This is a genomic window from Paenibacillus sp. YPG26, assembly GCF_023704175.1.
Classification (GTDB): domain Bacteria; phylum Bacillota; class Bacilli; order Paenibacillales; family Paenibacillaceae; genus Fontibacillus.
In genome coordinates, this window is the sequence record NZ_CP084530.1 from 2,836,820 (window position 1) to 2,851,005 (window position 14,186).

Annotated in this window: 16 protein-coding genes and 1 tRNA gene; 5 read left to right on the forward strand and 12 right to left on the reverse strand. The window is 45.5% G+C overall.

The window, feature by feature from the left end:
- Positions 1 to 70: 70 nt before the first annotated feature.
- Genes LDO05_RS13360 through LDO05_RS13370 form a run of 3 tightly spaced genes read left to right on the forward strand, consistent with a single transcriptional unit; the run spans position 71 to position 1,936 of the window.
- Positions 71 to 925 carry an ABC transporter ATP-binding protein gene (locus LDO05_RS13360; protein ID WP_251375870.1) on the forward strand — a complete coding sequence of 285 codons (855 nt, stop codon included), beginning with the start codon at positions 71 to 73 and terminating at the stop codon, positions 923 to 925.
- Positions 918 to 1,571 (forward strand): ABC-2 transporter permease, encoded by a 654-nt coding sequence (locus tag LDO05_RS13365; protein WP_251375871.1) that lies wholly within the window; start codon positions 918 to 920, stop codon positions 1,569 to 1,571. Before LDO05_RS13360 ends, LDO05_RS13365 begins: the two co-directional genes overlap by 8 nt.
- Positions 1,571 to 1,936 carry a GntR family transcriptional regulator gene (locus LDO05_RS13370; RefSeq protein ID WP_251375872.1) on the forward strand — a complete coding sequence of 122 codons (366 nt, stop codon included), beginning with the start codon at positions 1,571 to 1,573 and terminating at the stop codon, positions 1,934 to 1,936. Before LDO05_RS13365 ends, LDO05_RS13370 begins: the two co-directional genes overlap by 1 nt.
- Here LDO05_RS13370 and LDO05_RS13375 read toward each other — a convergent pair.
- The 9 genes from LDO05_RS13375 to LDO05_RS13415 all read right to left on the reverse strand — a co-directional run bounded on the left by LDO05_RS13375 (position 1,933) and on the right by LDO05_RS13415 (position 10,659).
- Entirely contained in the window at positions 1,933 to 2,895 is a 963-nt protein-coding gene (locus LDO05_RS13375) for an alpha/beta fold hydrolase (protein WP_251375873.1), read from the reverse strand. The two genes, LDO05_RS13370 and LDO05_RS13375, sit on opposite strands and share 4 nt — an antisense overlap.
- Positions 2,885 to 3,457, reverse strand: coding sequence for a MarR family winged helix-turn-helix transcriptional regulator (locus tag LDO05_RS13380; RefSeq protein ID WP_251375874.1), 573 nt, complete (start codon positions 3,455 to 3,457; stop codon positions 2,885 to 2,887). Before LDO05_RS13380 ends, LDO05_RS13375 begins: the two co-directional genes overlap by 11 nt.
- A gap of 158 nt (positions 3,458 to 3,615) precedes the next feature.
- Positions 3,616 to 4,356, reverse strand: a complete 741-nt coding sequence (locus LDO05_RS13385; RefSeq protein WP_251375875.1) for an SDR family oxidoreductase — start codon at positions 4,354 to 4,356, stop codon at positions 3,616 to 3,618.
- Positions 4,357 to 4,414: 58 nt separating this feature from the next.
- Entirely contained in the window at positions 4,415 to 4,984 is a 570-nt protein-coding gene (locus LDO05_RS13390; RefSeq protein ID WP_251375876.1) for a Crp/Fnr family transcriptional regulator, read from the reverse strand.
- A 14-nt stretch (positions 4,985 to 4,998) separates the two neighbouring features.
- Positions 4,999 to 5,601 carry a class I SAM-dependent methyltransferase gene (locus LDO05_RS13395; protein WP_251375877.1) on the reverse strand — a complete coding sequence of 201 codons (603 nt, stop codon included), beginning with the start codon at positions 5,599 to 5,601 and terminating at the stop codon, positions 4,999 to 5,001.
- Positions 5,602 to 6,095: 494 nt separating this feature from the next.
- Positions 6,096 to 7,727 (reverse strand): alpha-amylase family glycosyl hydrolase, encoded by a 1,632-nt coding sequence (locus LDO05_RS13400; RefSeq protein WP_251375878.1) that lies wholly within the window; start codon positions 7,725 to 7,727, stop codon positions 6,096 to 6,098.
- Positions 7,728 to 8,010: 283 nt separating this feature from the next.
- On the reverse strand, positions 8,011 to 8,721 hold the full coding sequence (locus tag LDO05_RS13405) for an SDR family oxidoreductase (RefSeq protein WP_251375879.1): 711 nt from the start codon (positions 8,719 to 8,721) through the stop codon (positions 8,011 to 8,013).
- A 77-nt stretch (positions 8,722 to 8,798) separates the two neighbouring features.
- Entirely contained in the window at positions 8,799 to 9,383 is a 585-nt protein-coding gene (locus LDO05_RS13410; RefSeq protein ID WP_346657583.1) for a TetR/AcrR family transcriptional regulator, read from the reverse strand.
- A 103-nt stretch (positions 9,384 to 9,486) separates the two neighbouring features.
- A complete protein-coding gene (locus tag LDO05_RS13415; RefSeq protein ID WP_251375880.1) occupies positions 9,487 to 10,659 on the reverse strand; it encodes an MFS transporter in 1,173 nt (390 codons plus the stop codon).
- 141 nt (positions 10,660 to 10,800) lie between these two features.
- Here LDO05_RS13415 and LDO05_RS13420 point away from each other — a divergent pair, with 141 nt between their 5' ends.
- On the forward strand, positions 10,801 to 11,169 hold the full coding sequence (locus LDO05_RS13420; RefSeq protein ID WP_251375881.1) for a winged helix-turn-helix transcriptional regulator: 369 nt from the start codon (positions 10,801 to 10,803) through the stop codon (positions 11,167 to 11,169).
- Between the two features lie 225 nt (positions 11,170 to 11,394).
- The gene (locus tag LDO05_RS13425) at positions 11,395 to 11,931 is read left to right on the forward strand and encodes an NAD(P)H-dependent oxidoreductase (RefSeq protein WP_251375882.1); all 537 of its coding nucleotides are present in this window, start codon (positions 11,395 to 11,397) and stop codon (positions 11,929 to 11,931) included.
- A 132-nt stretch (positions 11,932 to 12,063) separates the two neighbouring features.
- Here LDO05_RS13425 and LDO05_RS13430 read toward each other — a convergent pair.
- The 3 genes from LDO05_RS13430 to LDO05_RS13440 form a co-directional block, all read right to left on the reverse strand.
- A tRNA-Ala gene (locus tag LDO05_RS13430) sits at positions 12,064 to 12,136 on the reverse strand.
- A 213-nt stretch (positions 12,137 to 12,349) separates the two neighbouring features.
- Positions 12,350 to 12,865: a C40 family peptidase gene (locus LDO05_RS13435; protein ID WP_251375883.1), complete on the reverse strand. Its 516-nt coding sequence runs from the start codon at positions 12,863 to 12,865 to the stop codon at positions 12,350 to 12,352.
- A gap of 376 nt (positions 12,866 to 13,241) precedes the next feature.
- Entirely contained in the window at positions 13,242 to 14,174 is a 933-nt protein-coding gene (locus LDO05_RS13440; RefSeq protein WP_276575594.1) for a TauD/TfdA dioxygenase family protein, read from the reverse strand.
- Between the last annotated feature and the right edge of the window lie 12 nt (positions 14,175 to 14,186).

The window sequence follows — 14,186 nt, forward strand, 5'->3', positions numbered from 1 at the left end:
TGACACTATAGACGACCGGTGATATATTGTGCATATACAACATACACAATTTTGAAGTGGAGGGCACAGTATGCTGGCATTAGATATACAAGGGTTGAACAAGAAATACGACCACTTTCAACTGAAGGACGTATCTTTTCAACTGGAACAGGGTTATATAATGGGATTCATCGGGGCTAATGGCGCCGGTAAAACAACGACCATCAAATCCATCCTGAATTTGATTCATGTGGATAGCGGCGAAATCCATGTGCTGGGCAAGAACATGGCCGATCATGAGGTCGATTTGAAGCAGGAAATTGGTTCTGCCTTCGGGGATATTCATTTCTATACCCGGACCAAAATCAAGACGCTCACAAATGTCATCAAAACCTTCTACCGTAATTGGGACGATGAGACCTATTATAAGTACATGAGGAAGTTCAACTTGATTGAGGACAAGAAAATAGCTGAATTATCGACCGGAATGAGGGTTAAATACAATCTGGCCCTGGCTTTGTCACACGGCGCCAAGCTTCTAATTCTGGATGAACCCACAAGCGGACTTGATCCGGTTGCCAGAGACAATCTGCTGGATGTTTTTCAGGAGCTGGTCGAGGACGGCGAGATTAGCATTCTTTTCTCCACCCATATCACCTCTGATCTGGAGAAGTGTGCCGATTACATTACCTATATCCATAACGGACAGATCATCAACAGTGCGGAGAAAGAGGATTTTACCGACACATATCGCTTATTGAATGGTACGACGGAACAGTTGGATCTGATCAAAGACCAGTTAATCTCCTATAAGACAAATTCTTTCGGCTTTACAGGCCTGATTCATACCCAAGACCTGGATCCGTCCCTGGATATTAAATCCGCTGTGCCAAATCTTGAGGAGATTATGATCTATTTCTCGAAGAAGGAGGATATGTATGTCTAACTTGCTAATGAAAGAACTTAAGCTGGGCGTTAACCCGTTTTTCTATGTGCTTCCTTTTCTTACGGGTGCATTAATGCTGATTCCCGGTTGGCTGTATTTCCTGGTTATTCTGTATTTTTGTTTTATTACGATTCCGAATATGTTCGGAGGGTACAAAAGCCAGAATGACCTAATGTTCACAAGCATGCTCCCTGTTACGAAGAAAGATATGGTTAAAGCCAAAATATGCTTTGTTGTCATTCTGGAGCTGCTTCATGTCGTTGTTGCCGTTATCTTCGGGCTGATAAGCATTCAGTTATATCCGAATTTGACCTACCTTTTCTTTGCACCCTCGTTAGGTTTCTGGGGACTCTGCTTCGTTATGCTGGCAATCTTCAACATCATCTTCATACCTATGTACTACAAGACGGCTTATAAATACGGCGCTGCCTCCATCGTGTCCATCACAGCCGCTATTGCTTTTGCCGGACTCGCCGAATGGCTTGGCATAGACAGCCCGGTCATATTCGATCTATTCAAAGGGACTGGCGCCGATAATCTGGCCCTCCAGCTCTCCATCTTGCTCATAGGGATTGGCATATTTGCGATATTTACCATTATCGCTTATCATATGGCAATCAAACGGTTTGAGAAAGTGGAAATCTAATGAACATAGCTATTTCGAACACATCAGACAAACCTATATACCAGCAGCTTTTTGAACAAATCAGCGCGCAAATTCTCAAGGGTGAACTAGAAAAGGGCTACAGCCTGCCACCAATCCGTCAGGCGGCTTCAGAGCTTCGTGTAAGTATCATTACCGTCAAAAAAGCATGGGAGGAGCTCGAACGGGCGGCGTTGATCTACACCGTTACCGGCAAAGGATGTTTTGTAGCCGAGCTCTCACCCGAAGAGCTGCTCCAAAAACGAAATGAAATGATCTTGAAGCAGATGCAGATTGACACTTCGTATTACAAATCTTTTGGCCTGACGATAGAAGAAGCTGTTCATCTTATGAAGGAAGTGTATTAACGCTCACCTTCATATATCTTATAAAGGGCTGTATAGAACAGGTCTGGCTGGTCCATCATCGTCATATGTCCGGCATCAGGAATAAGGTAGATCCCTTTATTAGGGGCCTTGATCTCTTCGTAATATTGCTGGGCAAGTACATAAGGGGCCTGCCAGTCGTTCCCGCCCAAGATGTAATAGACAGGCACTTGATATTCCGACTTCTCCTTACGTAGATCGAAGTCCCCTAGAAACTCATGAAGCTTGGCGTTGGCCTTGAAAATCTTTATAAAAGCCGTAATATCCGAGAACTGGAAGATAGGACTTTTGAAGACTGTCAACCACGTCCCAAGTCCGAGCTTTAATGCTAAATTGTATTTTCCTTGCAGCTTCCTGATCTTTGTACACTTCTCTAGAAATTCACGGTTAAATACAATTCTTGAACCCGGATATTCGCCAATCGACTTAAGCTTTGCAAGCGACTTGTGATCACCGGCTTGTTCTATCATTTCCTTCACCTTGTTGTATCCTATCCGTTCATTCTCCAACATACTGATAACCGGTCCAACGCCAATGAAATAGGCCGCCTCCTCAGGATGCTTTCTAATGAACAGGGTTCCAAGTACACTCCCCCACGAATGCCCGAGGAGCACAATCTTCCTCTTGTCATATTTCTTCTTCAAATATTGGATCACACCGGATAAATCCTGCATCAACAATTCCATGGTTGGAAGCTTGTCCGGATTCTGTGTCAATGTCTTCCCTGTTCCCCTCTGATCCCAATGAACAACCGTGTAGAGCTCTTCCCATCGTTTCTGGAAAGTCCTTGTGAACAGGGACTCGGCTGAGCCGGGGCCACCATGCAAGAACAACATCACGGGATTATCAGTATTTGTTCCTCTATGGTATAGAAATTGGCGGATTCCGTTAATGGGTACATACTCTGTAAAACAGATAGGTCTCTTGGCTTCACGCTTCATGGTCCCTCTCCTCATTTGTCGCTTTCTTTCTCCTTCTCTCAAATTCCTTGATTACCCTTGCCTGGGTATCACTTAGATCCTGAACAGATTCAAGCCTGCCTTCTTCTTCAAACCCGTCTTGTTCCTCACCATCAAAGCGGTACATCTTTTTGAGCAGATTCCACATTTGTTCCAGTTCCTCTGCCTCAAACTCTGCAAACAGGTCTGTCAAGAAATAGATACCTTTCTCCGCCACCTCTACCATCACATGCTGTCCCGGCTCTGTGATTGTGACATTGACTGCACGCTTATCCTTTGGGCTGGGTGTAATGAGAATATATCCGTTCTTCTCAAGGATGGTAATCATTTGCTTCACGCTTTGTTTGGTAGTTCCAAGCTTCCTAGCAATGTTATTAATCGTGGTCTCCTCTTTCGGTAAATGTGTTATGGCAAGCATTGCCATGTATTGTCTAGAAGTCAATCTTTCCAGATAAGCGTCACCTCTCATTTGGATCTTGTTGGCCAGCGAGAATAACGTCGCATATGCCTGCTGCATCAAAAACAATTCTTTATAAACATCCATAAGAATGCCAAAAGCCTCCTTTAATTAGACAGTATACTTTCTAAATTAATTATAAATGATAAACAATCAATTAGTCAATATACTGTCTTTATTCCTCGCGCAATGTTGTATAAGAAATAGAAAAACCGCAACCCTGTCCAGGTTACGGCGGTTTTCTCTCAGCTGTTCTTCAATAATGCCTCTGCCCTTGATGGAACAATTCGATTAAGCAGCCTCAATAGCTTCACCTTGCCGATGGCCACTTCCAGCCGGTCCTGCAGATAGGACGCCCAAAACTCTCTTGCGAGCGCTTCAGCGGTTATTTTCCCATAGCCACGCCCTCTCGTCATGTCGGTATCCACAAGGGGCGGTAGAATCTCAAATACTTTGGTACGGGTCGTCTCCAATTGATAGCGAAGTGCCTTGGTAAAAAGGTGCAGTCCAGCCTTCGTTGCACAATAGACAGGAGCCGATTGCTTCGGCACCAGTCCGAGCCCAGACGACACATTCACAATAGCGGATTGTTCCTGACTTGATAGAAGCGGCAGCAGCCCTGCGGTTAGTTGAAGAGGCGCGACCAGATTAATGCCCACTTCGTCGGCAATCCTGCCTGTGATCTGCGCGGAATCCCCTTCCAAGAAGGAATAATTATACTGCACACCTGCATTATTAATCAGGACACTTAAGTTCGGATATTCCTCATACAGCCGCCTGACCAGTGTGTTCAACTCGTGCTCGCTGTTAAGATCACATCTGATGGTTGTAAGGTTACGATTACGCTCTCTCGCTTCAGCAAGCTTGCTGTCATTGCGGCCAACCACTATGACCTTGTTGTCATACCGAAGGAATTGCTCTGCCAAAGCCAAGCCAATCCCTGACGCACCGCCGGTAATTAAGACCGTATGTCCTGTCTGATTCAAAAAAAATCTCCCCTTTCTCCCTTCAGTTTAGCTGGGAGAAAGGGAAGATTTCCTTAACCTAGGTTAATCTTCGGCGAATTCGGCTTAATGCCACAGGGGTAATCCCCAGGTAAGAAGCCACATGGTATAAAGGAATCTGGCCGCTCAGCTTGTCAAAGCGTTCAAGGAACAATAAATAGCGCTGTTCCGCGGATAGGAGCAGCAGCTCCCGTTCGCGTGTTTCTTTGAGTACAAACAGCTTCTCCGCAAGAACTCTCCCCACCCGCTCCCAGCAAGGGTGCCGATCATACAAGGTGCGAAAATCCTCGAACTTAAAGGTGAAAAGCTCACTTTCCACCAAGGCCTGAATGGACAAATGAGAAGTTTCATTCTGCAACAACGCACTGTAGGAAGTCACAAAGTCGCTTTTTACACAGAAACTCTTATTGAACTCCGCACCCTCAGGTGTTGTATAGTACAACCGGAACAATCCGCCCGTGCAGAAGCCGACCAGATTAGCCGAATCTCCAGCTCTGATAAAATGATCATCTCTAGGTACGGTCAGCAGGTTGATCATCGGTGCGAAGTAATCCCATTCTTCCGGTGGAATTTGGACAATTCGATTCAATTCATCCCTCAATAAGCTCAAGTTATGACTCATGCTTACTTTTCAGCATCCAACAAGAACATGGACGCATCCTGGTTCATGAATATTTTGCTGCCCGTATATATGGTCTTGGATGCAGCTGTTGTGAATCCAATCTTGGTCATAAGACTCTTAAGACTGCTCTGATCAAAACCATTATGGACGATGTCCGAGGCAACCTGTTCATTAAGATCAAAATCCACAATTATCAGATGTCCTCCCGGATTCAACACTTCATATAATCTTGATAACACCGGCTCCACATCTCTGATATGAAGCAACACCTGGGCCATAAAGATATAATCCGCGTGCAGATCTGAGCTGAGTCCCGCCTCAAAATCAAAACATACCGTCTCCGCGTTCTGGATGCCGGAAGCCGTCAATTTGTGATCGACCAGTTCGAGCATATTAGCTGAAGTATCCAGAAACACAATATGTCCAAGATCATCAAGCAGGTTCAGCCCGACAAGTCCGGTTCCACAACCGAAGTCTATCCCACTCTTAACCTTCCCGTTGTCAAAATACTCACGAATGGCATTTGCCGCCATTGTTGCAATTTCTATTCTTTCAGGTGTATCGTATTTGTGTGCCATGGCTTCAAAAATTTCAGTATTTCCCACTGCATTACCTCCAGAAGTTATTTTCAAGCTTGATTTATATCGGATTAAGAAGGAGGTTAACATAAAAATATACATACACAAGCACTAACCCAGGAACATAGAGATAACGATAACTAGTGTGCCGCCTGGATAACTGAACCATCCGCCATACTAATAGCAAGGGAAATATCAGGAAAATGACCAGGTACAGCGCCCCTTCTGTCCCATAACTCGTGAACAAGACGGTGCTAAATATGATTAACAGACCACTGAATGATTCATCTCGTTCACCTAGTATCGCTGATCCTAAAGTGAATATGCCAGTAAGTATAGGCACTATATAACCGCCGAAGATCAGTCCGGCTCGCTCTTCTGTCCAAATATTGATAGCGAAGGTCAAAGAAAGTACAACAAGAACTAGCGTGACTAATTGGAAATAATACCACTTGGTATTTTTAATATTAGAAGTAAATATTGTCTCCAGCCTCCCCGCCAACCGGCTAAACCTGTCGTTACTAGTCTCTTAGCCGGTAAATTAATGTCTCATAACGATCCAAATGAACACGGCCGCCTTCAAAGTCCGGCAGTTCCCCTGTCCCAGTCCGGTAGATGAGATCGCCGCCCGTACCGAAGTGGCGCAGTAAGGCTGAACTATCTTCAAAACGGACATCTAGAGGGTTGTCTGATATACTGACAATCACCAGATATTTCTCTGTCTCACTGCTCCTTATATAAGATAACACCTTATCCTCAGAATTCGGAACGAACTCAAGAGTCCCCTCCCAGAATGCGGCGGATTGGGTTCTCAAATGGATTAAATATTTGTAATGCTCGAACATCTCCCGGTCGAACTGACTCCAATCCAGTTGGTATTCCTCGAATAAAGAGGCCCATGTGTCTAGAGTTCGTTCATTGAACTCCTGTCCCATCATGAGCAGAGGAACCCCATCCATTGTCATAAGAATAGACGCCGTAGCCTTGGCCAGGTTGTCCCCCATACAAGCGGAGATTCTCGACTGCTCCTTATCCTCCAGCCATCTCATACGCAAGGCGCCCTTTGGAAAGCTGTATTTGTAAGAGTTATACGTTCGGATAAAGTCACTCTGCCCTATTGTCGACTCGGCCATTTCCTGAATTAACAGGCGCAAGCTCCCGTCATACGTCAAGTCACAGGCATGTAGGTGATGAAATTCATCATAAGACTGCGAGATCAGAGCAACGTCCTTCTTGATCCGGCTTAGTTCCTGTCTGATCTCCTCCAGGAAATCCAGAGGTGTAATATCTGAATCGTCCAGACGGAATCCGTCAAAATCGTATTCGGATATCCAATGCTTCATCGCATCAATCACGCATTTTCTCATTTCGGCACTATCAAAGTTCAAGCCCGCAAAGTATTCCCGGTTCGGCACCTCGTAGTATATTTCGCCTTTCTCATTGTGTGTGAAATATTCCGGGTGGCTTTGTGTCCAGACATGGTCCACACTCCCGCGGTTCATGACCCAGTCCATTATGATCTTCATTCCTTGACTATGTGCTGTGCGGACAAAAGCTTTCACATCTTCTGTATCTCCAAAGCTCGCATCAATCGAATAAAAATCTTGTACAGCATAAGGATCCCCGTATGTACCTAATCTAAATTGCTGGCCGACCTGCTGAAATGGCATGATCCATAACGTATTGACACCGAGCTCCTTGAGATATGGCAGCTTCTCAACAAGCCCCCTGAATCCATGTTCGTTAAACGCTCTTAGATGAAGCTCGTAGATGACGGATTGTCTGATCCATTCCGGGCTCTCAATAGCACTGAATTGTTCGTACATATAGTTCGGATTCTGTTCGGAGATCTCGGTTGTTCGTATCAGAACTTCTCCCTCATCTGTTACCGTGATTGCAGAGTTATTCTGACAGTCCTCTGAAATACTCGGATTAAGTGGATCCGTCACCCACTCCTCATCGTCAATGACGATTTTGTAGAGATGTCTACCTTTCGGTATGTTCAGCTCAACCGTCCATATGTTTCCTTCGATGTTCTCCATCTCGCCACGCTTATGATTCCAATTGTTAAAAGTCCCCGCTGCCGCAACGCGCTTCACCTTATGATCGGCATAATACACGAACTTAACCCCATTCGACCCTTTAGTCGGCATTCCTCAGCCCCCTCTTGCTTCAATATATAATATGCTGGAAATTATAACACAAAAGCTTTCCTTTCAAGCGAAAACTGCGAACCGAAATAGTCTATAGGGATTCATCCTCCTCAGGTAAATGACCAAAAAAACGCAACCTGATCAGGTTGCGTTTTTTTATATGATGGAGTCAGGGCAGACCTCTCCCCCGGCATCATCGGTTCCAGCCATGCGCCATACCGCTTGATTCTCTTTCTATTAACCAATCTCTCTAAGCATGAACGGCTCATCGGCACTTCTTACCTTACCAAGGCAAGGTATCTTGTTTGTGATAGAAGCCTCCGGTTGGCCCATCATCAGGCAGTGTGGCCAAGTATACCGCCGTCTCCGCTCCTTCGTGAATTTCCATAACCGCGTCGCTGCCACCCATATCGGTCTTGACCCATCCCGGATGACAAGCATTCACCTTAATCGGAGTGTCCTTAAGCTGAATAGACAGCTGGGCAGTCCAGGCGTTCAGCGCAGCTTTTGAGGTTGTATAGACAGGCGCAGAAGCACTTCCATACATCTCGTTCGTCAGAATGGTTCCCAGTGAGCCGAGAATGCTGGACTGATTCACGATTCGCCCGGCAGGACTCTTTTGAAGTAAGGGAAGCAAGGAATGGGTCAGGGCGTAAGCACCGAAAAAGTTCGTGTCGAAGCCTCGCCGCATCACCTCAACGTCTGTACCTTCATGATCGACATAGATCCCCGCATTGTTCACGAGAACATCCAGCTTACCATACTCCGTTGTAATCCGGTCTGCCGCTGCGCGGATATGCTCCGGATTCGTGACATCCAGTTCTACCGGATAGGCCCGGATCTGCTCGGCATGCAGCTGCTTAGCTGCTTGTTCAGCCTTTTGCAAGCTTCGAGCCCCTGTCAGCACAATCATCCCCTGCTTGCCCAACTGACGTGCAATCTCCAAGCCAATCCCTTTGTTTGCCCCTGTGATCAATGCGATTGTTTCGTTCATCCTTGTAACGCCTCCTGATATGTATTTTAGTTTTGTATTATTTTGTACCGATCAGTACATAATGGTTATAAAAAAACTTACTCCAATAGAGTAAGAATTTCTGCTGCGACATGTTCAACCTGCGATGGATCTGGTCTCGTCTTCATCGTCACAGTTAATCCAATCGCGGTTAACGTCAGCACCCGCGCGGTGGAAGAAGGCTGTAGTTGATCCGATAATTCGCCGGACTTAATCCCGTCTTCAATCGCTCTCTTGAACAATTCAGTTAACCGGGTCTGGAAATCCGCTGTAATGTGAGCGAACCCCGGTTCATGCGGTGCCAATTCAACCATTGTATTCACGCACATACAGCCGAAATCCGGATTACTGCCCCCTGAGCCCTCTATAACACCTTGAAAGTACGCAAGCAGCGACTCTTTCACCGATGGCATACTCCGAAGCTTCTTCTCCACATAGGTAAGACTGAGCTCTACATAAGCCTTCAGTGCGGCTTCAAATAGCTCTTTCTTCCCGCCAAATGTCGCATATAGACTTGGCCGTCCAATCTTCATACGTTCGGTAAGATCGCCCATGGAAGCAGCCTCATACCCTTTTTCCCAAAAAACCTGCATGGCTGCAGCTAGCGCGGTCTGTTCATCGAATTCCTTAGGTCGAACCATCATACATCCACTCTTTCTATACTGATCAGTACAAAATGATTGTATATGATTACCTCTTGAAGAGTCAAGATGAATTTGTTACAGCTGGACATTCACCCATTAAGGGTCATCCACGGGACACATCTGCTCCGAAAAAGAATTGTCGATAAATGAATACGAGGGAGCATCCGAATATGATCACACATGCATAAAACTCCACTTGGAAACCGAAGCGGTAAAAATACGTCCCTACGACGGGACCGATTGTCATCCAGACATAACGAAAAAAATTGTATACACCTGTAGATGTAGCCCGATGATGCGGCAGTTCATTTGCGAGCAGCGTGGTTTGCAATGGAAGAGATAGACCAAGGAAAATGCCAAAGAGAGAAAGACAACAGGTCAAAATTGGCAACGAAACTGAAGCAAATACTGCAAATAACAGAACAGTTGCCATATTCAAAAATGCCATAGTAACAAGTAACTTTTTCAAATCAAAATACTCTTGAATACGACCGCCCACTAAGCTTCCAATAACGACACATAAGGATATAGGAAGGAACATCAGTCCCGTCTGGCTAGGACTTAGTTTATAAAGATCGGTAAGAATACTTGGTAGTAAAATCAATAACAAATAGAAGACGGAATATTGGACGGAACCAAGAACGACAATAGCTAGACCTACCCGATGAGTAAGTACATTGGATAAATGTCGGATACGGAACCGATCAACACCGCTAGTTATCGTTCTGGTTTCAGGTAAAAATAGAAGCAAGATGAACCATAGTATCCCTGTGATTCCTAACAGAGCCCAGAATATACGATGTATGCCATAATGCTGTCCAACAAATCCTCCGAATATGGGCCCCAATCCCGGTCCAAGTGCGACAAGCATTTGATAAATGCCCATGGCTCGACCTCGTAACTTCCCCTCAAATAAATCCCCGATTACAGTAAGAGCAGCGACTGATCCAACTGCTCCTCCACAGGCTTGTAATGCACGAAATAAGATAAGCATTTGAACAGAGCTAGACATTGCCGCACCTACAGTTGCCAACAAAAAAAACAGAAATCCGATTAACAGAATTCTACGTCGACCATACTTATCGATTAGCGGTCCATATACGAGTTGCATGATTGCGAAAAAAAGCGGATAAATGGATACTGTCAAATTGATTGCATCCTGCGACGCTTGAAATTGCTGTCCAATCTCAGGCAACATAGGTGTATAAATAGTTTGAGTGAATGGACCGAAGAAGGCCACGATAGATACCAAATAGACGAGAATTTTTTTTCGCATAAAAGATCTGATCCTCCGTAAGATGATGTATGATTGTTTTACAAGGCTCATCATATTCAATATACTAAAGAAATGTAAGTACGCACTTTTTAGGTCAATACTTACCAGAAGGGAAGTAAGCTTATGGGGTCATATGAGAACATGTATGAATTAAACGGGAAGCAGTTTTACTGCCCCATCGAACTTTCTGTTTCTATACTTGCTGGTAGATGGAAATCGACCATTATTTGCGAACTACTTCAAGGAAAAAAAAGATATGGTGAACTCAAGAAAAATATATTGAACATTAATCATAAAATGCTAGCTGAACAATTACGAGAGTTGGAGTCTGCCGGGGTCATACAGAGATATGTCTATCCTGTAGTTCCACCAAAGGTGGAATACGAGTTAACAGCATTAGGAGAAGGTCTGCGACCTGCTGTTGAACTTCTGAGGCAATGGGGGATGTACTTCAAATCCGATCCAGATGAATCGCAAGCCGTTGCTCGGGACGTAAAGGAAGTATTATAAAATCATATGAAGTGGCAGTCTGGAACGATATTTCATGTTCTGGACTGCCACTTTTTTTCATAACTCACCGTAGCCATACTTTACTTTTGGTGAGTATTAACCGAAAAAGTGCGTACTTACATTTAATTAGTGCGTTATGTATGATTGGTCACGTGGACCACATAAACCGTAAAGACGATCGCATTTTTCGAAAAATAGCAAATCCAAAATAAAGGGGAAATCTAAATGAAAACATTAGTCATTGTCACTCATCCAAATATTAACGAATCCCGTATCAATAAGGCGTGGGTCCAAGAATTACAGCAGCACAGCAACATTACAATCCATCAACTATATCAAGCTTATCCGAACGAAGTCATAGATGTGGCCAGGGAGCAGGCACTCTTGGAAGCGCATGACCGCGTCATTTTGCAATACCCGTTCTATTGGTACAATATGCCGCCATTACTGAAAAAATGGTTAGATGCCGTACTGCAATATGGCTGGGCTTATGGTCCGGACGGAGATAAAATGCAAGGCAAAGAGATTGGAGTTGCGATATCGACCTACGGTTCAAAAGAATCATATCAGTTGGGTGGGACTAACCGATTTACGATCGAGGAATTGCTCAAGCCGATCGATGCCATGTGTAATTATATCGGTGCTCGATTTATACCCCCGTTTACATTGAGCGATGTATCAAATGTGACCGATGAGGAGCTCGAGAAAAGCAAACTCGATTATGTAAGATACATTACATCTGTTCAGACTACTTCTGTGTGACTAACCCATAAAGGCAGAAATACGCTCCTTCGATTTCGCTACGTCCGCGCGGGCGAACCCTGAGGGGTTCTCTCCCCTATTACATCTCATACGAAAAAACAACCATCCAAATGGATGGTTGTTCTTTAGTTATGGAGCCTAGGGGGATCGAACCCCTGACCTCATCGCTGCCAGCGATGCGCTCTCCCAGCTGAGCTAAGGCCCCATGTTTTTATTTTTTCCGACCAGATTAATATAGCATATCATCATATCGTTCTGCAAGCCTCTCTGCTCAGAAAATTATTAAATTTCCCATTAAAAAAGGAGCCCCTCAGGACCCCCATACTCATACTCATTCTCGTACTCTCTCTATATAAATATCATCCCACATCTCGATCTTCTTCAAATGAATCTATCAATTCCAATACAGCTTGTCCGCCTACAGTACACGGCGAGCTGTGACGTATGTTCTGTCCCAGGTGCTTCCCTTGAATGTGGAAATGGTGACACCGATACCTACCCGGTATGTATGAAGCAGCTTTCCATTCCCAATGTAAATGCTTACGTGATTAATCACACCATCGCGGTTTGTATCAGAGAATACCAGATCTCCTGCCTTAAGCTTGCTCTTGGATACATACTTGCCCGCTTTGGATTGGTCTCTGGACGAACGCGGAATGCGGACGCCGACCTTCTTATAGAGATATTGGGTAAAGGAAGAGCAATCGAAGCTTCTGGTTACTCCAGTCTTCGCTCCAAACTTATAAGGAGTTCCCAGGAATGTCTTCCCAGAGGCAATGATCCGGTTCGCGGCTGTGCTGCTGGCTGCCGTAGCAGTTGAAGCTGCATGTGCAGACTCCGAGGTTAATAGAATGTTTCCAGACATAGAGACCAAGAGGCTCAGACTGATTCCCACTATTGCTTTACCAATACGTCTTGTGTTCGTGTTGTTCATGATGTACTCCCTTGTGTTCGTATTGGCGGCGTGAACCACCTATACCCAAAAGTAACATATTTGTAACTTCCATTATGTACCTCAGACTCAGCTAACTCCCACCAGAGCAAGGTTTATCCCAGTTTATGAAAATTCTATTAAAATTTCAGCCTTGTTTTCTCTTGACAATTGAGTTGAAAAGCTCTGTTCACAAGCTAGAAAGCCGTATAACAGGCTCTTCCTTTAGCTGCTGTCCTCAGAACTTTATAGTGTAAAAAGACGCAGGCAGCTCATACAGCAAGCCACCCGCGCCTTTTTTGTCACGCTCATCAACCTTTTCATATCTACGATTCTCTATCTCTATATTATTCTCCACTCCACTTGAGTATTGCTTACGCTATGCCGTCTGAGCCTCACTCTCCGAGCTTCGACCTGTCTTCGTAAGCGTTCTGCTCTTGCGTCCATCAATGCTGACAGGCACATCGCCATCAATAGTAACCCTGCGTACCACCCGGTGCTGATCTCCGTAATCATTCACAGCATAATGCTGTGTGGCCCGGTTATCCCAGATTACCACGTCGCCAACAGACCAGCGCCAGCGGACTGTGTTCTCAAGGCGGGTAATATGAGACTGAAGCAGGGAGATCAACTGGGCAGAATCGTTCGCGGAGAGACCTGTAATCTTCTTCGCAAAGTGTCCGAGCAGCAGTGTCCGCTCCCCGGTCTCGGGATGCACACGTACGAGCGGATGCTCGGTCTCATACAGGGTGGAGACGAACACTTCCTTATGATGGCGAGCCGCTTCCTCCGAGATCTGCTCGCGGTGAGCTGCATAATCATACTGGTTCGTGTGCACCGCCCACAGCCGGTCAACAAGGTTCCTCAGTTCCTCAGGGAGATTGTCATAGGCCGCGGCGGTATTGGCCCACACGGTATCCCCACCTGCTTCGGGCACCACCACGGAACGAAGGATCGAAGCCTGAGGGTAAGCATCCACAAAAGTCACATCCGTATGCCATGAATCTGCCCGGCCTCCATGAGCCGAATCCAGCTCCAGCACATATTCTGTGCCATCCTTGATCGGAACCGTCGGGTGAGCCACCGGAGCGCCAAGCAGGCCTGCAAGTGCTTCCTGTCCGGCATCATCCAGATGCTCCTGTCCACGGAAAAAAATCACTTTATACTTCAGCAAAGCCTGGCGGATTTCGGCAATCGTCTCTGGATCAAGATCCGCACCCAGACGAACACCGTGAATTTCCGCGCCAATTCTGCCTGCCACCGGTTGAACCTGAATCCCCGTGATCGTTCCCTTACCAGCCAAATTACTCATCATCAATTCCTC